The sequence below is a fragment of the Streptomyces sp. NPDC052109 genome (assembly GCF_040680195.1).
In the GTDB taxonomy this organism is placed as follows: Bacteria; Actinomycetota; Actinomycetes; order Streptomycetales; family Streptomycetaceae; genus Streptomyces.
Genome location: NZ_JBFAWF010000016.1, coordinates 19,228 through 36,241, shown reverse-complemented (window position 1 = coordinate 36,241; position 17,014 = coordinate 19,228). Strand labels below are relative to the sequence as shown.

11 protein-coding genes and 2 pseudogenes are annotated in these 17,014 nt (G+C 71.5%); 5 read left to right on the top strand and 8 right to left on the bottom strand.

Annotated features, from left to right (window positions below; genetic code table 11):
* The first annotated feature begins 13 nt into the window (after positions 1-13).
* Positions 14-301 (top strand): VOC family protein, encoded by a 288-nt coding sequence (locus tag AB0L59_RS27985; protein ID WP_365588891.1) that lies wholly within the window; start codon positions 14-16, stop codon positions 299-301.
* Here AB0L59_RS27985 and AB0L59_RS27980 read toward each other — a convergent pair.
* Positions 238-798 (bottom strand): transposase, encoded by a 561-nt coding sequence (locus tag AB0L59_RS27980; protein ID WP_365588889.1) that lies wholly within the window; start codon positions 796-798, stop codon positions 238-240. The genes AB0L59_RS27985 and AB0L59_RS27980 overlap by 64 nt on opposite strands.
* A 411-nt stretch (positions 799-1,209) precedes the next feature.
* Between AB0L59_RS27980 and AB0L59_RS27975 the strand changes: the two genes are divergently transcribed.
* Entirely contained in the window at positions 1,210-1,635 is a 426-nt protein-coding gene (locus AB0L59_RS27975) for a DUF4267 domain-containing protein (RefSeq protein WP_365588886.1), read from the top strand.
* A 69-nt stretch (positions 1,636-1,704) separates the two neighbouring features.
* A pseudogene (locus AB0L59_RS27970) lies at positions 1,705-1,887 on the top strand (DUF1772 domain-containing protein); the annotation flags it as partial.
* Positions 1,888-2,034: 147 nt separating this feature from the next.
* Here the strand turns inward: AB0L59_RS27970 and AB0L59_RS27965 are convergent.
* The 4 genes and pseudogenes from AB0L59_RS27965 to AB0L59_RS27950 form a co-directional block, all read right to left on the bottom strand.
* Positions 2,035-2,163, bottom strand: a pseudogene (locus AB0L59_RS27965) (IS5/IS1182 family transposase); the annotation flags it as partial.
* 110 nt (positions 2,164-2,273) lie between these two features.
* A complete protein-coding gene (locus AB0L59_RS27960; protein ID WP_365588884.1) occupies positions 2,274-5,108 on the bottom strand; it encodes a type 2 lanthipeptide synthetase LanM family protein in 2,835 nt (944 codons plus the stop codon).
* 141 nt (positions 5,109-5,249) lie between these two features.
* On the bottom strand, positions 5,250-5,450 hold the full coding sequence (locus tag AB0L59_RS27955) for a DUF6229 family protein (protein WP_365588881.1): 201 nt from the start codon (positions 5,448-5,450) through the stop codon (positions 5,250-5,252).
* Positions 5,451-6,162: 712 nt separating this feature from the next.
* Complete coding sequence (locus tag AB0L59_RS27950) at positions 6,163-7,875, bottom strand: MFS transporter (RefSeq protein ID WP_365588878.1); 1,713 nt, start codon at positions 7,873-7,875, stop codon at positions 6,163-6,165.
* 264 nt (positions 7,876-8,139) lie between these two features.
* Here AB0L59_RS27950 and AB0L59_RS27945 point away from each other — a divergent pair, with 264 nt between their 5' ends.
* Together AB0L59_RS27945 and AB0L59_RS27940 are read left to right on the top strand one after the other, a co-directional pair.
* Positions 8,140-9,039: a TetR/AcrR family transcriptional regulator C-terminal domain-containing protein gene (locus AB0L59_RS27945; protein WP_365588876.1), complete on the top strand. Its 900-nt coding sequence runs from the start codon at positions 8,140-8,142 to the stop codon at positions 9,037-9,039.
* Positions 9,040-9,388: 349 nt separating this feature from the next.
* Entirely contained in the window at positions 9,389-9,550 is a 162-nt protein-coding gene (locus AB0L59_RS27940; protein ID WP_365588874.1) for a hypothetical protein, read from the top strand.
* Between the two features lie 27 nt (positions 9,551-9,577).
* Here the strand turns inward: AB0L59_RS27940 and AB0L59_RS27935 are convergent, their stop codons facing one another.
* The 3 genes from AB0L59_RS27935 to AB0L59_RS27925 all read right to left on the bottom strand — a co-directional run bounded on the left by AB0L59_RS27935 (position 9,578) and on the right by AB0L59_RS27925 (position 16,124).
* Positions 9,578-10,132 carry an XRE family transcriptional regulator gene (locus AB0L59_RS27935; RefSeq protein WP_365588871.1) on the bottom strand — a complete coding sequence of 185 codons (555 nt, stop codon included), beginning with the start codon at positions 10,130-10,132 and terminating at the stop codon, positions 9,578-9,580.
* Positions 10,133-10,144: 12 nt separating this feature from the next.
* Positions 10,145-12,397: a helix-turn-helix domain-containing protein gene (locus AB0L59_RS27930; protein ID WP_365588868.1), complete on the bottom strand. Its 2,253-nt coding sequence runs from the start codon at positions 12,395-12,397 to the stop codon at positions 10,145-10,147.
* Positions 12,398-12,758: 361 nt separating this feature from the next.
* Positions 12,759-16,124, bottom strand: a complete 3,366-nt coding sequence (locus AB0L59_RS27925; RefSeq protein WP_365588866.1) for a lectin — start codon at positions 16,122-16,124, stop codon at positions 12,759-12,761.
* Between the last annotated feature and the right edge of the window lie 890 nt (positions 16,125-17,014).

The following is a 17,014-nucleotide window of genomic DNA, read 5'->3' as shown; positions in this document are numbered from 1 at the left end:
CGTCGATCCGCCGGTGGCGCACTTCACGCCGGTCACGCTGGCCAACCAGGTCAGCCTGGACTACGACCAGGTGGACGACTTTGAGCCGCACCACTACGCCTTCATGGTCAGCGAGCAGGAGTTCGACGCCGCCCTCGCCCGCATCCAGCACATTGGAATCACCCACTACGGCGATCCCGCATGCCAAGAGATCGGGCAGATCTATCACGGCAACCGCACCGAAGGCCGCAGGGGCACCTACTTCCACGACCCCAACGGACATCTCATGGAAATCCTCACCCCGGGCGGGGCCGGGTCGTGAGGCCGATGGCGGCCCAGCGGATCAAGGCTTCGCTGATGGCGGGATCGCGTTCGTGGTCGCGGCCGCCGCGGTGCTGTGCGCGGACGCTCCGGTGACGTCACCGGTCGACCTGACACTGCTGCCCGGACAACCGACGGGGGCACGGCACGCTGTACGGCGAGGTCGGCTGCCGAGGGCGCGCCAGGACTTCGACCGGGGGATTCCCTGCTGGTCCAGGACCGTCTGGACAGCGGTCGGCGGTCGAGGCGAGGGGATGTCCTCGGTCGGTGGCAGGTTGCTGAGCGTTCGATGTTCGCAGCGATGGCCGTGAACACGCGTTGCGGAGGGGCCATCGGCTGCCCGCGGTAGCGGCAGCGACGCGCGCCGTGTCCGCGGGCGAACTCGTCGATGGTGCCCTCCACTCGGGAGCGGACCGCGTGGCCGGCCTTCCACTCGGGCGTCAGTTGCTCGATGCGGAAGGGGACTTGCAGGTCGCGTTCGCGCGGGGGAAACCCCACGTTCCGGGCTCTCTCGCCGGGAGCCGGTGCACCAGGGGCGGTCCGGGCAGGGCCGGCACCGATCCTTGGTGAACCGGACCACCATCAGGGGTGCCGCGGTGGGGCGAGGAGGTCGGGTGGGGGCCGCGCCATTCGCGGCTGACCCGGCGCCGGGAGCAGGTGACCGCCTGCCGGTCGAAGTCGATGTGGAAGTCGTCCCGATCGAGCGCGTCACGCCCCTGTTCGCCCTTCCCGCTCCGGTAGCGGCATCTGGCACATCATGCGCCGCCCCCACTACGCCGGCCACATCCGCCGCACCCGCTACGCCCGCCACATCAGCCGCGTACGCGCGGCCTGGTCAGGGCCCTACACGGCTCCCCGAGCTCCATCAAGCTCCACCAAGCTCGCGAAGACTCGCAAGGAGACGAAAACATGACGCTGAAGAAGATCAACACCTTCCTGGCCGCCGCCTTCATCCTCTTCATCCTCTGGTTCGGGCTGGAGTTCATCCTGAGCCCGGAGAGGACGGCGCCGGGCTTCGGCCTGCCGAGCTGGCCGTCCGGCGACGGCGGCGGCTTCCTGATCATCAAGGGAATCCGCGACGTCGTCTTGGCCCTGGTCCTGGGCATCCTGCTGGTGACAGGCCACCGCCGGGCGCTGGGCTGGGTGCTGCTGGTGGAGGCCCTCGCCGCGTACGGCGACATGACCACCGTGCTGGCCCACCACGGCTCCGCGGCCACCGCGCTCGGCGTCCACGGCTTGACCGCGACGCTGATGGTGGTCAACGGCCTGCTGATGATGCGCGAGACCCGCAAGGTCGCGACCGCTCCGGCGACGGCCGCCCCGCAGCCCGCCTGACGCCATCGGTCCAAGGCGGCCCGGCCCCGGCCGGGCCCCTCACGGGCGCTCCAGCGACCAGTTGATCCCGGCCTCGGCGCCACCGCCGGCGCGCTGCTGATCCGCAGCGTAATCATGTCGATCCTGCTGCTCGTCCCGATCAACAACCGGGGCAAGACGTGGGCGCCTGACCTACGGCCCGACGACTGGAAGCTGCAGATGAACCGCTGGGACCGCCTCCACTGCGTCCGCGTCGCCGTCATCATCGGCGCCCGCCCTGCTGTGTCGCCGCGCCCTCAGCTGACCCGCGGGCCGACACCGCGGCGGGGGCGCACAACCCCTGCTACCGGGCGGCAGGGGGCCACCGAAATCCCGAGATCCGGGATGCAACCGCCGCTCAGAGCCCACAACCGCGATCCCGGCGGCCTGGTCCCGTGTGTCCGGGATGGCGGCCTCGATGCCGCGCCTGCGCAGGTGGGCGCGGTTGCCGCGGGACGAGTACGCCTTGTCCCCGGCGACCGCGGCCGCCCTGGTACGCGGCCGCCCTGAACTCCCACTCCACATCAGTCAGCTGCGTACGCGTCACGCAAGACGATCTACCGCATCGAAGATCACCACGAGGGGAGAACCCGCCCACTGATCACGACCCGACACGCGTCCTAGTCGAGGACGAGGGGATCGGGCAGGTCTGCCTCGTGGTGCATGCGCAGCAGGGTGTGCAGCACTCCGGAGAGGCCCGACATCAGGCTCGGGGAGAACGCTTCGCGGGCCAGACCGCCGACCGGGCCGCGTTGTTCCAGACCGGTGAGGATCTCGCCGTCCAGGTCGGAAGGGGTTCCGAAGCCCAGGGAGGTCAGGAACTGCCAGAGGCCGAGGTCGCCGTGGCAGAGGGTGTGGCTCCAGCCGAACCCCTCCGCGGTGCAGGCGTGCGCGGCCCGCTGTGCCATGTCGAGGTGGGCGGGGTCGCCGGCCCGCCGGTGGAGGTCGAGCATGCCGACGCCTATTCCCGCGCTGCCGTGGCACCAGCTGGTGAAGAAGTCCTCCTCGGCGCCGACGCGGGCGTCGAGCCAGTTGCCCGCCTCCGGCTGGTAGAGCGACTCCTGATAGGCGAAAGCCCGTCGAGCCAGGTCGCCCCAGCCGCGCCGCTCGGCCGCGGATCCGGCCTCGCCGAGAGCGAGCCGGGCCAGCGCCCAGCCGATGCCGGTGGCCCCATGGGCGAAACCGCCGATGCCCTCGGGGTTGAGGCGGGTGGTCCAGCGTGCACCGCTTCCGTCCAGTGTGGCCTGCCCGGCGAGCCGGCGCCCGATGTGCGCGGCGGCATCCAGCCAACGGTCCTGTCCGGTCGCGCCCGCGAGGTTCAGCAGGGGTACGACCGCACCGGCCGCGCCGTTCAGCAGATCCACCTCGATGTCGTCCTCGACGAGCCGGGCGCCCGGTGCGAGCAGCGCGGCGCGTTCCGCGGCCCGTTCCAGCATCCACTCCCGCCCCGTCACCCGGTGCAGCGCCATCCAGGTCCACACCTGCGACGCCGCCCCGCTGAACGCCCCGGAAGACGGCGTCGGGGTCAGGTCCTCGGTGCCGACGAGCACCCGCAACGCCCCTTCGAAGAGGTCCGCGACACCGGGAACCGCGTCCGCGCGTCCGGCCCGCTCCTCGCTCAGGTACTCGGCGAGAGCGAGCACGACGCCGCCCTGACCGGTGTAGAGGTCGGCGGGGAGTACGCGGATGGACCAGCCGGCGGGGGTGAACACCGGGCTGATCCACGTGACCGTACCGTCGTCCCCACGCACCGCCCCCTCGGCCAGCCGCCGTACCATCTCGGCCGCCAGCGCACGGCGGCGCCGCTCCCGGTCGCGGGCATGCGGATCACGGGCCGCGGCCTGCACCCGCGCGGGCAGCGTACGCTCGTTGAGGTAGGCGCCCACCAGCGCGTCCTGGATGACCGACTCCTCCAGTGCCAGGTCAGCGGTGCGCCAGTCCTCGACCGTGTTCCGGATCGCGGCCTCGTCCACGGTGAAACCGAACATGGGCACATCACCGGCCAGCAGGTCGGCTGTCTCACCGTCGATGGCCGCTCGGTCCGCCGGTGCTCCCGGCAGGACTTCGGCGTTGCGCCGCAGGATGTCCCTCGCGCGCTCGACGGCCGCCGCCTCGTCGTGCAGGGACGCCGGATGCCACAGCATCCGGCCGATGTCGACGTACGCCTGCGTGGGCCGCAGGATGCGGCGTGCCCAGGCTCCTCGGAAGCGGCGCAGCAGCGCGTACGGATCCGTTCCCGGCCGGCGCAGGTGTGCGGTCATCTCGCGGAATCCGTCGAGGACGCGGTCCCAGTACATGCTGAGCACCGGGGTCGGGCTGGGATGGTTGCCCGCGACGGGCATCGCCACGAGGTCGACCTGGAAGCGGGCGGCCGCGGTCCCGGCGTCCGCGATCACCGGGTTGGGGACGAGCGGCTGTTGGCCGGGCAGCGAACCTACGCCGGAGATGTCCACCCCGCCGAGGGCGAAGCCGGTGCCGCGCACGGGGAGCAGCCCGGTCCGCAGCACCGTGCGGCGGATGGCGGCCGCGGCCACGTCCACCGCGTCGCCGCGGCCGCTGGGCGGGAAGGGCGCGGGGGCGTCGAAGAGCGTCTCGGCGTCCACGATCACCGGCGCCGGGCCGGCAGCAATCATGTTCTCGGCGTGCATGTCGGTTCCGCCGGTGAAGCGCAGCACGGCGAGCCAATGGCCGACATTGCGGTAGAAGGTGGCGAGTTCGGCGTCGTCGGCGCAGTAGCGGTGGCGGACGAATTCGGCCCATCCGTAGCCGGCACACGCGAGCGTCCGCGGCACCCGGATGCGCTCGTGCGGCGCCGGGGCGTCGGGGAGGGACGCGAACAACTCCTCCAGCAGTGCACCGAGCGCCACATCCGTCTCGGACGGCCGGGGTTTGTACATGACGGTGCCGCCGTCGAGGTCGACCCGGGTGACCGTGAGTCCGCCGCGATGGCTGTCGCCCGCGCCGAACGAGAGCGCGCGCACGGCACCCACGGGTCCTCCCAACAGGGGCCGCAGCAGCGCGCGGTCCGCCGCGAGCCGTTCCGCGAATCCGGCCGTGGCCGTCACCCACAGCCGCGCGACAGCCGCGATCCGGGGCCCGAGGCCCGGGTACCGGTGTGCCAGCCGGTCGAGGTAACCGTCCTGGTCGGACTCCTCGATGAACGCCGCCCAGGTCTCCGTGTCGGCCCCGGGCTCGGCGGCGCCGCCGCCTGCGGTGAGGCGCAGCGCGTGCAGTTCTATGAGGAAGAGCCGGGACAGCTTGGCGTGCAGGGACGTCAGCAGGGCGTCGTGTCCGGCCTCCACCACCACGTCCCGCTCTGCCCGGTCCAGCCCCTCCACGGCGGCCAGCCGCAGGGCCAGTTCGTCCCGCCACGGGCGGGCGATGCGGCGCACGGGTTGGGTGAACCATAGCGACTCGTCCTTGTCCTGCTGCTTGTGCGGTGCCGTTCCGCTCACCCTCGGTTCCTCTCGTCGTCGCACTCGGCCGTGCTGCACGCTGCCCCAGGGGGCGGGGAACACAGACCCGTTCCCCGCGCCCCGGTCCTTGAGCCGGCCTCTCACGCCCAGGGGGGCGCAGGGGTCAGGCCGTCAGGGCGATCAGCAGCACCAGCTGCCGTGGGACCCGCTCGGGCTGGAACAGAAGCCGTAGAGCGAGTCGCTGGGATCGGTGAGCGCGGCCTCGGCGGCGGAGCCGCCGACGTAGAGCGGGCCGGCGGGGTTCACCTGGCCGAACGCGCTCTCGGCGCCCGTCAGCCAGGCGTCGAGCACCGCGTGGGCCTGCACACTGCTCTGGGGCATGGTCGACCTCCGAAGGTGACAAGGGATGGGATGTGCAGGCTCTGAGTATCTTGGGGGGCGGGCGTGCGTGAGACGGTCAATCCGGACACAGTCGTCTGTTCCGCACGGGGTGCCCGGGGCGCGCGGGACCGGCGGGACAACACCAGGGTTCAGCGGTGGCCGAGGCGGGGAGCGCCGTTCGGCGGGCCGACCGGATCGACCGACGGGTGGGAGCCGGCGGAAGGGCTCGACAGCTCCCCGGGGAGCCGATGCCCCCCACGCCACCCGGCGCCGACGGCTTCCGTGGACACCTCAGGTGCGGGTCGACCGGAATCAGGAGCGGGTGACGTCACGTCCGGAACCGGCTTCCTGCGGGCCACGCCAACTGGCCTGCCCTGTTTCGCCCTTGCGGCGACCCGTGTCCGCGTGCGCGTGCCACCAGCCGGTGACGTCCCAGGTCGGGCTGAGGCGCTGGGCACGGGTGCGGCTGCTGGACCGACGGGCCGAGGGTGTGCGGCCGGCCGCACACCGGCACAACTCCCTCTGGCCGGTGGCTTTTCCGCCCGTGGCCGTATGGGGTGTGGGCGTCCCGGCGGCGTTACGGGGTGCCGTCCGGGGCGCGGACGCGCGGACCTCCTGCGGCTTGCTCGGCCGGGGCGCCGGGGGCGCGGGTCGGCCGGGCAGCCACCCAGCGGTGGCTGCACGGCCGCTCGTTGCGCCGAGGCTGCCGGCGTCAGTGACCGGCGGAGCCCTCGGGGCGGGCGTGGCGCGGCAGGAGGAAGGAGAGCAGGAACGTCAGGACGAGCATGCCGTCGACGATCCACAGCACCGTCCTCATCACGGAGCCGAAACCGCTGCGGAAGGCCGACTTCGCGGTGGTCTCCAGCGCGCCGGGGATCTGGGCGCCGGCCTGCGGCGACGTCACGGCGGACCGGGTGTCCTTCTCCAGGCGGGCGCAGGATGCCGGGGTGGCGGCAGGATCCTTGGCGACGGCGCGGTCCGAGGCGCACCGCCGCAGGTCCGCCACGACACGGTCCCGGGCTGCCGGCGTCACGTGCGCGGCGCTGAGCTGACCGCGCAGACCGGCCGAGTGGTGGTCGACGGCGGTGGCGATACCGCCGCCCAGGAGGCCGAAGAACACGGTGCCGAGGAGGGCCACACCGAAGGCGCCGCCGAGCTGCTGCATCGCGGTCATCGTTCCGGACGCCGAGCCCGTCTCGTGCTGCTCGACGCTGGCGAGCACGATGTCGAAGAAGGGTGCCATGAGCAGGCCCATCCCGATGCCGGTGACGAGCAGGGCCGGCACGAGCTGCCAGGGGCCGACACCGCTGCCCACCGTGTCGAGGGTCAGCCACACGCCGAAGACGCCGAGCGCCATGACCACTGTGCCCGCCTGCAGCACGGCCCGGCCGAACCGGGCCACAGCCTGAGCGACACCGAATCCGACGATCATGCCGCCCGACCACGGCACCATCACCAGACCGGCCTTCAGCGGCGAGTAGCCGAGGCCGATCTGGGTGTAGAGGTTGAAGACCAGCATGAAGCCCTGCATGGTCGAGAAGAAGACCAGCCCGAGCGCCATGCCTCCGCTGAACCCGCGCTTGCGGAAGAGGCTGGGGACGACCAGCGGGTCGCGGCCGGCCTTGCTGCGGCGCGACTCGTAGATGGCGAAGGCGACGAAGACGGCCACCGACGCGGCCATCATCGCGAACGTCCAGCCGGGCCAGTCGTACTCACGGCCCTGGACCAGTGGGAAGATGATGAGCAGCGCGGCCAGCGAGACCAGGACCATGCCGGGTATGTCGAGGCGCGGCCTCTCGCCGGACCGACCCCTGGGCAGGTAGCGCAGGGCCCCGAGGAAGGCCGCGGCACCCAGCGGCAGGTTGATCAGGAAGATCATCCGCCATCCGGTGCCGAAGTAGTCGGCGTCCACGAGCCAGCCCGCCAGGATCGGACCGCACACCGCGGACAGCCCCATGATCGGGCCGAACATGCCGAAGGCCTTCTGCGACTCCTTCGGCGGGAACATCTCCTTGATCATGCCGAGGCCCTGCGGCAGCATCACCGCGCCGAACAGGCCCTGGACGACGCGTGCGGCGATCAGCATCTCGGGCGACACGGAGAGCGCGCACAGCAGCGAGCCCAGGGTGAAGCCGGCGGCTCCCACCAGGAACATCCGGCGGCGCCCATGGATGTCCCCGAGCCGGCCGCCGGTGACCAGCCCGACGGCCATCGAGAGCGTGTACGCGGCGGCGAGCCACTGGAGGGTGGAGGCGCCGCCGCCGAGGTCGGCCCGCATGGAGGGACCGGCGATGTTCGTGACGACGGCGTCGAGGAGATCCATCACCTCGGCCGTGAGGATCACGAAAAGTGCAGCCCAGCGCCACCGGTAGGGCGCTGGCGAGTCGGTGGGCGTCTCGGCGGACGCGACACCGGTGGTGGACATCGGAAACTCCTCGCGTTGGGTGAGCCGCGGGCGCGGTGGGACGGCTGACGAAAACTGCCCGGCTTGCTGGTACGGCCCAGAAAGACAGGCGACCGGACACTTGGGAGAACGGTGTTCACCGTAGCAGAACAGTGCTCACCAAGAGAACGGCGTTCATTAAGATATAGCGCCTTCGCTCGGCTTGGACAAGATATATCGCGTCTGAATCGCGGGACCCCGAGCCCTGGGCAGAACACTGTTCTCCGGGTCCCTAGACTGGTCCGCATGAGCGACGCGGCCGCCGGCACCCCCGCACCCCCTCCGCCGTCCCCGTGGGAGCGCGAGCGCCCCGCTCGCGCCCACACCGCGCCCCCACGCGCGCCGCTGTCGCGTGAGCGGGTCGTCGAGGCCGCCCTCACCGTGCTGGACCGGCACGGGCTCGACGGCCTTTCGATGCGTCAGGTGGCGGCCGAGCTGGGGGTCGCGGTCTCCGCCCTCTACGCCCACGTCAGCTCCAAGGACGACCTCCTGGAGCTCATGTACACGCGGCTCTTCGACGGCTACGCGCTACCCGCACCCGACCCGGAGCACTGGCAGGAACAGCTGCGGGACTTCGCCCGTGCCGGGCGCCGGCGGCTGCTGTCCCACCGGGACATGGCCAGGATCTCCATGGGGCACGTCCCCTTCACCGCCGAACTGCTGCCGCATGTCGAGGCGTTGCTCGCCATCTTCCGTACCGCCGGGCTACCCGACCGTATCGCGGCGGAGGCCGGTGACCTCATCTCCACCTACATCGACGGGTTCGTCCTGGAGGAGGGCATCTGGCGGGACCGGGCCGCTCAGCAGAGCGGTGGCACCGCCTCGCCGGCCCGTCCCGACTGGCACGAGATGGCCGACGAGATGCAGAACTACTTCGCGTCCCTGCCGGCGCAGGACTTCCCCCACCTGCGGGCCCTGTCCGGGCTCATGGTGACCGACTCCTCGGACGACAGGTTCGACATCGGCCTGGAGATCATCCTGCGCGGCCTGGCGAGCTATCTGCCGGGCCCGGAGTCCGGCCCGGCCCCGGAAACCGAGGGAGTTCCGGACTCCGGCGTGACCCGGGAAGCCGACCGAGCCGCGAAGTCCGAAGCGCCCACAGGGCCCGGGGCGGCCCCCGAGACAGGCGCCACCGGCACCTCCTGAACCGCGGCTGTCCCCCCGCGGTGTCCCCCTCCTCGATCGCCGGCAAGCGGGGCGCAATGCAGTCTGCTGGTCCCCAGCGCGGGCGTACGCCACCGTGCTGTCCAAGGTTCAGTGCCAGGTGTCGGGCATCTTCGACGAGGTGTCCTGCTCAGGGGCCGTGCTGCTCGGCCCGTACGCGTCCTTCACTTCGGTCCAGGCCCGCTGGTACGCACCGGAGGTCGTTGTTCGGCGGTGTCTGATCCGATGGACCGGCACATCGAGTGGTCGCCTGCGCGCCGGCCCCCCGCAGCCGCGACAGGCCTCTGGAAGAGGCACTGCCGTCGTCAGTCGGTCGCGGTTCTGGGAAATCATGACCACGGCCGCATCTGCCCTGCCCAGGCAGATGCTGCGTCATCACCACGCGCGCCAGGCCGATCTCCCCACGTCTGCCGCCGGCGCCGTCGCCGAACAGCACACGGCGTCACTCGGCACCCGTCCGGGGCTGGACTACCGCGCCCACCGCACCCGGTGATCCGGCGTCGGCGCCCGCCCAGCGGGATCAGAGATCGAACTCGAGGTGGTCCAGGTCGGTGAACTCCACCAGCAGGCCCTCGGCGCGGCGGCCGCGGTCCTTGAAGTAGATCTCCTGCAGGCCTTCGGCGGCGATCTCCCGCAGTTGCTGCTCGCTGCCGCCGGCGTCCCTGACCTCGAAGAGGCGGGCGGCGTACCGCGGGGGCAGAGCCACGGTGAGGTGACGCAACCGGGCGTCGTCGGTGGTGCCCGGAGCGGCGGTGTAGCCGAACCGGGCACGGGTGTCGATGACGATGCCGCCGGTCGTGGCCGCCGCCCGCTTGGCCCTGGCCCGGATCCGGGGCTGCCACCGCTTCCCGACCTCACGCTCCATGCGCCGCGCAAGGTCGGGCCGGGGCCTCTTGATCTGATCCTTCACGTACCGTTCGACGGTGCGCTGGGTGATGCCGAGCAGTTCGGCCACCGGCCTGGTGCCCTTGAGCCGCTTGACCAGGTAGCGCATCTGCGCGCCCGCGCCCTTGGGCACCGGGCGCGTGAACGCCTTCTGCAGCGCGGCGTCGAGGCCGTCGCCGACCCTGTCCATCGGCTCGCTCCCCTACTCTCCGTCGTCCTTGGCGGTGACCTCGCCCGTCTTGACGTACCGGGCGAGGTTGAGGAACCGGCCGTGCTTCTCGCGGACTTCCTCGGCCCACAGCGTGGTCTGGGTGCCCTCGTGCTTGACCATCCCCGGCGACACCCCGAGCCGGAAGCTGCCGGGCACCGTCCGCCCGTCGGCGTCGTACGGCAGGACGTCCAGCGGCGTGGGGCCGTCGGCGGCGTACACGGCGCAGTCCGACAGCACCGCCACCGGATACCGGCCCGTGGCCGCAGCGAGGCTGAGCATCTTGCGGTGCATGTTGATGCGCGCCCGGGAGATGACGGCGGCGCGGATGTCCGGCCGCCACGTCGGCCGCGCGAGGGCCGGCCAAGCCTGCCCCGGCTTCCAGCCGCCGCCGTGCGCCCGTTCCCTGAGCTTGCCGATCCCGCCCTTCACCGTGGACTTGATGGCATCCAGAACGATCGCGATTTCCGGGTCACGCTGCTTGTGACCCGCCATGGCGGCCAGGAACTCCTGCGGGGTCAGCTTCTCGCCCACGCCCAGGTCCGCCATCGTCTCCACGTAGGCGTCCCTCAGCCGCTTGTACCAACCGTCCAGGAACCTGCCCCTCTCCTCCCGCACCCAGGCCCGCAACGGGGCGACGTCGTAGCCGAGTTCCACCGCGTACGCCACCGTCGGCGTCGCGTACCAGGCCGGACCCGTCGGGCGCTCGCCCGTGGGCGTGAACGGGCTGGGCAGCAACTCGCCTTCCAGTTGCCGCCATTGCTTGCCGACCACCACACGGGAGAGGTCGACATGGGAGAGGTCGACCAGCCACGCTCCGGGCAGCGCCGCGTCGAAGACCGGCTTGCTGACGTGCACGGGCGGCGCCGCCAAGCCGACGACCGCGCCGTTGGCGGCCGCACCGAAGGCGAGGTTGACGTCGATGCCGACCACATAGCGCCGCAGGCACTCGGCATCCGTGAGTTCACGCGCCCAGTCGTACGCCTCTTCGAACAGCATTTCCGCGGGTCCCCGCTGGTGAAAGCGGGGCAGGTCGGCGAGCAGCGGGTGCCCGTCCGGGGCCTCGCACGGCGCACAGTCGATCGGCTGCTCCCCCAGCGACCCGGGCCGGTGCTCCTTGTGCCGCTTGCCCGTCCCGTCCGGCTCGCTCGCCCGGGTGGGCGGGTTGAGGGCGGTCATCAGTTCCAGGCCGGTGACGGCCGCCCCGCCCCGTGGCGTCAGCACCCGCCGCGCGTACGTGCCCAGCACCCGGGCTAGTCCGGCCGGCTCGAGCTGCGCGGCATCGCCCCAGGTGCGCGGGTCGAGCGCGTTCCAGGAAGGGATGCACAGCTGCACGCACTGCCGCTGACGACCCTGGGCGGGACGGTAGATCCGCGCCCACGGCCCGAAGCCGCGCTTGGTCAGCTGCCAGTCGGCCCGGTCGAGCTGTCTGAGGACCTTGTGGCCGTCCGGGAGGCGCCCGGCGAGCCGCTCGGACTGCGACAGCGCCACCGGGAGTCCGTACCGCTCCACCGCGGCCGGCGTGAGCACCAGCAGCGGGTCGGCGTCCTTCCCCGAGCCGTGCAGCGCCGGGGCCCCGAGCCGCGCCTCGTTCAGCGTCCACTCCACCAGCGACGGGAGGGACTTGGCGGGCACGTCCAGGATCAGGCCGCCGATGCCATAGCCGGTCACCCGACGGCCGGCATCGGCGTCGATGACGAGCAGCGGACCGTTCGCGAACCGCCCGTCGCCCGACATGTCGGCGCCGGCCACGGGGGGATGCGCCGCGTCCGCCTTCGCCGCATCCGGGCGGCGCGACGCGGACGACGGCAGCCCGCTCGTGGCCCTCGGGCGCGACTCGGCGACACGGCCGGTGGGGCGGGCCGCGATGCTGCCGGAAGCAGCCTGCGGGGCCCGGCCTGCGGATCCCGTGCGGGCTTCCGGCTCCTCGGTCACCGACGCATCAGCTCCGGCAGGGGCGGCTACCGTCTCCGCGATTTCCGTCTCCTCAAGGGGCTCCGCGGCGTCGGCGGGGTAGAACCGGGCGAGCTGCCTCAGCATGCGGGCGTACGCCTCACGCTCCGGTGGCCGCGGCTCGGTCTTACCGGCTTCCCAGCCGCTGACCGTCGCCCGCCGCACCGCCAGCGCGGATGCCACCTCATCCAGCGTCAGCCCGTGCGCCTGACGCAGCCGCTTGCGCTCCGCAGGCGGCGGCAGCGGGGAACGGGACGCGACCAGCGCGTCGACCGCGTCGAACAGCTCGGACATCCAGCACCTCCTGCCCCGCAACCCTAGCGTGAAGCGCACGTTTCGCGTACCGAACGCGTACCGGCGGCGTCACTCATCTGCCCGTGAACGGCTGGCACCCCCGCACACCCACCTTCATGAGCCACGCCGTGACGTGGGGCAGCCGGAGCCGGAACCCTAGCTCCCCCGGCCCCACCCGACCCCGCCACCGCGCGCATCCGGCGGAGGCCGTGGCCGCGAGGGAGGCCCTGGCACGGCCGCGGAGCCCGCCGGAGGCGGCCGATCAGGCCGACGGCGCCGTGGCCGGGCCGCACGCGGGCGGGCCGGCCCCCGCGGCTCACGCCACGGGAACCGGCCCGCCGTCGTCAGTGTCCGCCGTGTCTCACTGGCCGAAGCCGTAGGCGAACAGGTGGTCCGAGCCTGTCGAGCCCGTCACCGGCAGGGTGATCGATGCCACCTGCTTGGACGCGTCGAGCGGAACCTTCGTGGCGAAGACGTAGGTCTTCACGCCGTCCCGGCCGCCGCTGCCGGTGTTGCGGTAGCCCGTCGTGACGGCCGTGGTGTCACCCGCGACCGGCTTGCTCGAACCGGCGTTCAGGGTCCAGTCCGAGAAGCCGACCGTCGCCTTCGAGGTGGTGCCGTCGGTGTAGGTGACGGTGACGGTGCCCGAGACCCCGCTGCCGTCGGTCGGTGCGTTGGTCGCCGTGCCCAGCAGGCCCAGCGACGCACCCGACGTACCGGCCGGCATCGGGATGGTCTGGCCGGCCATCTCCAGGTTGTCCAGCTGACCGGACTTCACCGTCGGCCAGATGTAGGAGATGCCGTCGACCGTGACGGCGGAGCCGCTGGTGACGCCGGCCGCCGACAGCGCGTTCTGCGAGAACGCCCACCCGCCGCCGTCGAAGCCGCCCGAGAAGCTCGTGCCGTCGGGGTAGATGCCCTCGTTGGTGTCGTACGGCCACAGCTCGCCGGCCTTGGCCACGGCCACGCGGAGGGCCGCACCGCTCAGTGCCGCCCCGGTGCCGTGGTCGGACAGCGCGAAGGTGACCGGGAACGTTCCTTCGCTGGTGCCCGCTGTCACGTGGACCTTCGCCTCGGCACTGCCCGAGGCGGGAACGGTCACCGAGCCGGAGGAGGTGTCGAGCGTGACGCCGGAGGGCGCCGTCGCCTTCCAGTCGACGGTGGCGTCCTTGCTGCCGAGGTTGGTGAGGTCGAGCGTGGCGTCACCGGACGCGCCCGGCTGGAGCACCAGTCCGTCGCTGGACGGGCCGGTCGCGGCCAGGACGCGCTCGCCGCCCGTGGTGTCCGACGGCGGCACCGCCGACGGGTCGGACGCCCAGGTCTTGTCGGGCTGGGTGCCGAGCGTGAAGTCGACCGTGCCCGCGCCCTTGAACTGCTGGTACGTCAGCCAGGAGGTCTTCCACTCCTTGCCCTTGACGTCGAGGGACTGCACGTACGGGGCGTCGGGTGCCGCCTGCGGCGCGTTGATCTGCACCGTCCTGCCGCCCGCGAAGGTCACCTTGGCCACCGGGAACGCCGGGCTGCCCAGCGCGAGGGTGTCCGTGCCCGGGGTCTCGGGGTACATCCCCAGCTCCGACCAGACGTACCAGGAGCTCATCGCGCCGAGGTCGTCGTTGCCGAACGAGCCGACCGGAGCGTTGAAGTACAGCTTCTGCTGGGCCTCGCGGACGGCCTCCTGGGTCTTCCACGGCTGGCCCGTGTAGTCGTACTCCCAGGGGATCTCCACGCTGGGCTCGTTGCTCAGGTTGGCGTCGGTGTTGCCGGGATCGGTGATGTCGTCCAGCAGGCTGTCCAGGTAGGACGAGTACGCCTTGTCACCGCCGCGTGCCTGGATGAGCTGCCGCAGGTTGAACGGGACCATCGGCGTGTACTGGGCGGAGGTGCCCTCCACGAAGCCGTTGGAGGTGCCCGGGGTGAAGCCGCCCGCGAACTGGCCGTCCTTGTTCTTCGCCTGCATGTAGCCGGTCTGCGGGTTGAAGACGTTCATCCAGTCCTGGGCGCGAGTGGCGAACTTCGTGTAGACGTCCGTCTTGCCAAGCGACTTCGCGAAGGCGGCGAGGGCGTAGTCGGCGGAGTCGTACTCCAGTTGAGTGGAGACCGGGCCGTAGAAGTTGCAGCAGCCGTAGTCGTTCTCGTCCAGCGGGAGGTAACCCTTGGTGTCCCGTACCGACTCACCCGGGCGGTCGTTGTTCGCGACGGTGGCCTCGTGCTGCAGGGCGGCGAGCGCCTTGTCCGTGTCGAAGCCGCGGGCGCCGAAGGCGTACGCGTCGGCGATGATGCCGGCGGCCGGATCACCGACCATGACGTAGCTCTCGCCGTTGTTGGAGGCCCACTTGGGCAGCAGGCCCGTCTGGTCGTAGCCGTTGAGCATCGAGGTGACGACGTCGCTGGTGACCTTGGGCTCAGCCATCGCCATCAGCTGGGTCTGGGAGCGGTAGGTGTCCCAGCCCGAGTAGTTGGCGTACTGGGCCTGCTGGCCCTTGGCCAGCTTGTGGATCTGGTTGTCCATGCCCATGTACTGGCCGTTGTCGTCCGAGAACACGTTCGGGTGCAGCAGGGCGTGGTAGAGCGCGGTGTAGAACTGCGTCTGCTGGTCCGAGGAGCCGCCGCCGATCTGGATCTTGTTCAGTACCGTGTTCCAGGCGTCGTGGTTCGCCTGCTGGACGGCGTCGAAGTTCCAGTTCTTGATCTCGGTGGCCAGGTTGTCCGCCGCGTTGGCGTCACTGGTGTAGGAGATGCCGACCTTTGCCTTCACCGTCGGGTCGGAGGAGGTGTCGAACGTCAGGTACATGCCGTTCGCGCCCGTCGTGGGGGGCTCGGCGGACGTGCTCGCGGCGGTCGTGCCCCCGGCTGACGTCCGGGGCGCCGCGCCGGTGCTCGCGGACGGGGACGGCGCGCCGGAGGACGTGCCGGCGCTCCCGTGCACGGTCGGGGACGGGGCCGCGGGAACGGTGAAGTGCTTTTCCTTCAGCGGCTTCGACGGGTGTGACTGCGGGTTCTGCCGGACCGGGCCCGCCTTCAGCGACGTCGCACTGGGGTTGATGCTGCTGCCGACCCAGGTGCCGCTGGCGGTGAACGGCTGGTCGAACTTGATGTCGAAGTGCAGGGTGTAGCGGTTGTTCGCGCCGCAGAAGTGACCACTGTCGATCGAGCCGCTGATCTCCTTCTTGTTCACCACCTGGACGCGGGTGCCGTCCACCTGTGTGGCGCTGCCGCTGAGCTTGAACAGCAGGTTGGCCTGCCGGCCCGCGGGGAAGGTGAAGGCGCCCAGACCCGCCCGGGTGGTGTCGGTCAGCTGGGTCTTGACCCCTCCCGCGTCGGTGACTTCGTAGTACCCGATGCCGGTCTGCTCGTCGTCGTGGCTGAAGCCGACGGACGCGTTGCCGAGGTCGCCCGACAGCGTGCCGGTCACCGGGAGTACGGGCAGGTCGCCCGCGACGCCGCAGCCGGGTCCGGAGACGTGGGTGAGGCTGAAGCCGGAGATCTTGTTGTCGTCGTACTCGTAGCCGCCACCGGATGGGCGGTCGGGCGTCGTGTCGGGACCCCACTGCACCATGCCGGCCGGCATGTCGGGGCCGGGGAAGGTGTCCACCTCTCCGGACGTGCCGATCAGGGGATTGACGACAGACGCGGGGTCATTCACCAACGCCGGTGCCGCGGCGCTCGCAGCGTAGGCCTCCCCGATCGCCGGGAGCGGGAGTGCCGCGAGGCCCAGGACACAGATCACGGCCAGGCGTTGGCGGAGTCTTCTACGGTTACGTGGCGCAGCTGAACGTCGGGGTCGGACCATCGGTTGCCTCCGCAGCGGTTCGTGCTTCGCACAGTGCTGACGTGCCGAGGACGCGGACGTCAGTGACAGGCAACGTTGTCAAGCCGCCTCGAACAGCCTGACAACGTTGCCATACACGAGTGTCGAGTGAAACGCGTGTGCTCACGGGATGTCAACGAGGCCAACAGCACTTTCTGAACGCGAAGTTCACAGTCGGCGATTCGGCCCCCGGCACCACCGCGGTCGGCCGACGCTTCCCCGGGCCCCTGCCGCGTCCGCTGCCGACCCGGACCGGACTTCACGCGGACCCCTGCGGCCGGGGCCAAGCAGCCGGTCCCTTCGCCGAACCCGCGGCGGGCCGGGGCGAGTTACGTTCCCCGCGGCACGCGACCCCGTCCACACCACCACCACGAGCGGGCAGGACCGGCAACAACGCACATCAGCGCCACGCTCCCCCGTCACACCGGGCGTCATGGGCGGGCGGCCGCCGGGCCGGCGCACGAACGGTGCTGCGGCCTCCGGCCCTCCCCGGTGACAGGGTCAACGCGTGGGCCAGCGGTCACCAGTGAGGCGCCGAACGGGCGATCGCTCCACCACACCGGCACCGTCCAGGGACTCTCGAGTTCCCGACGAGCACGAGGACGGCTCGCCCATCGGCACCACCTCAGGCATCGCGAAAGCGACGGGCAACGACACCCGGCGAGTTCCTCGTCCGCAGCGACCGCAGCCGGCAGGCAAGGCCGACGTCGCAGTGCCGGCTGCCGCTACAGACCGGTCGACCATCTGAAACCGACCGTCATCCGCACCACCCGGCGCGAGAAGGACGAACTCGTCGAGGGGTCCCTGAC

Bases quoted from the DNA above. Each gene is read 5' to 3' on its own strand.
- AB0L59_RS27955 (WP_365588881.1), bottom strand. From the start codon at position 5,450: ATGCCCCAGAGCAGTGTGCAGGCCCACGCGGTGCTCGACGCCTGGCTG.
- AB0L59_RS27940 (WP_365588874.1), top strand. From the start codon at position 9,389: ATGACCACGGCCGCATCTGCCCTGCCCAGGCAGATGCTGCGTCATCAC.
- AB0L59_RS27950 (WP_365588878.1), bottom strand. From the start codon at position 7,875: ATGTCCACCACCGGTGTCGCGTCCGCCGAGACGCCCACCGACTCGCCA.
- AB0L59_RS27935 (WP_365588871.1), bottom strand. From the start codon at position 10,132: ATGGACAGGGTCGGCGACGGCCTCGACGCCGCGCTGCAGAAGGCGTTC.
- AB0L59_RS27975 (WP_365588886.1), top strand. From the start codon at position 1,210: ATGACGCTGAAGAAGATCAACACCTTCCTGGCCGCCGCCTTCATCCTC.
- AB0L59_RS27945 (WP_365588876.1), top strand. From the start codon at position 8,140: ATGAGCGACGCGGCCGCCGGCACCCCCGCACCCCCTCCGCCGTCCCCG.
- AB0L59_RS27930 (WP_365588868.1), bottom strand. From the start codon at position 12,397: ATGTCCGAGCTGTTCGACGCGGTCGACGCGCTGGTCGCGTCCCGTTCC.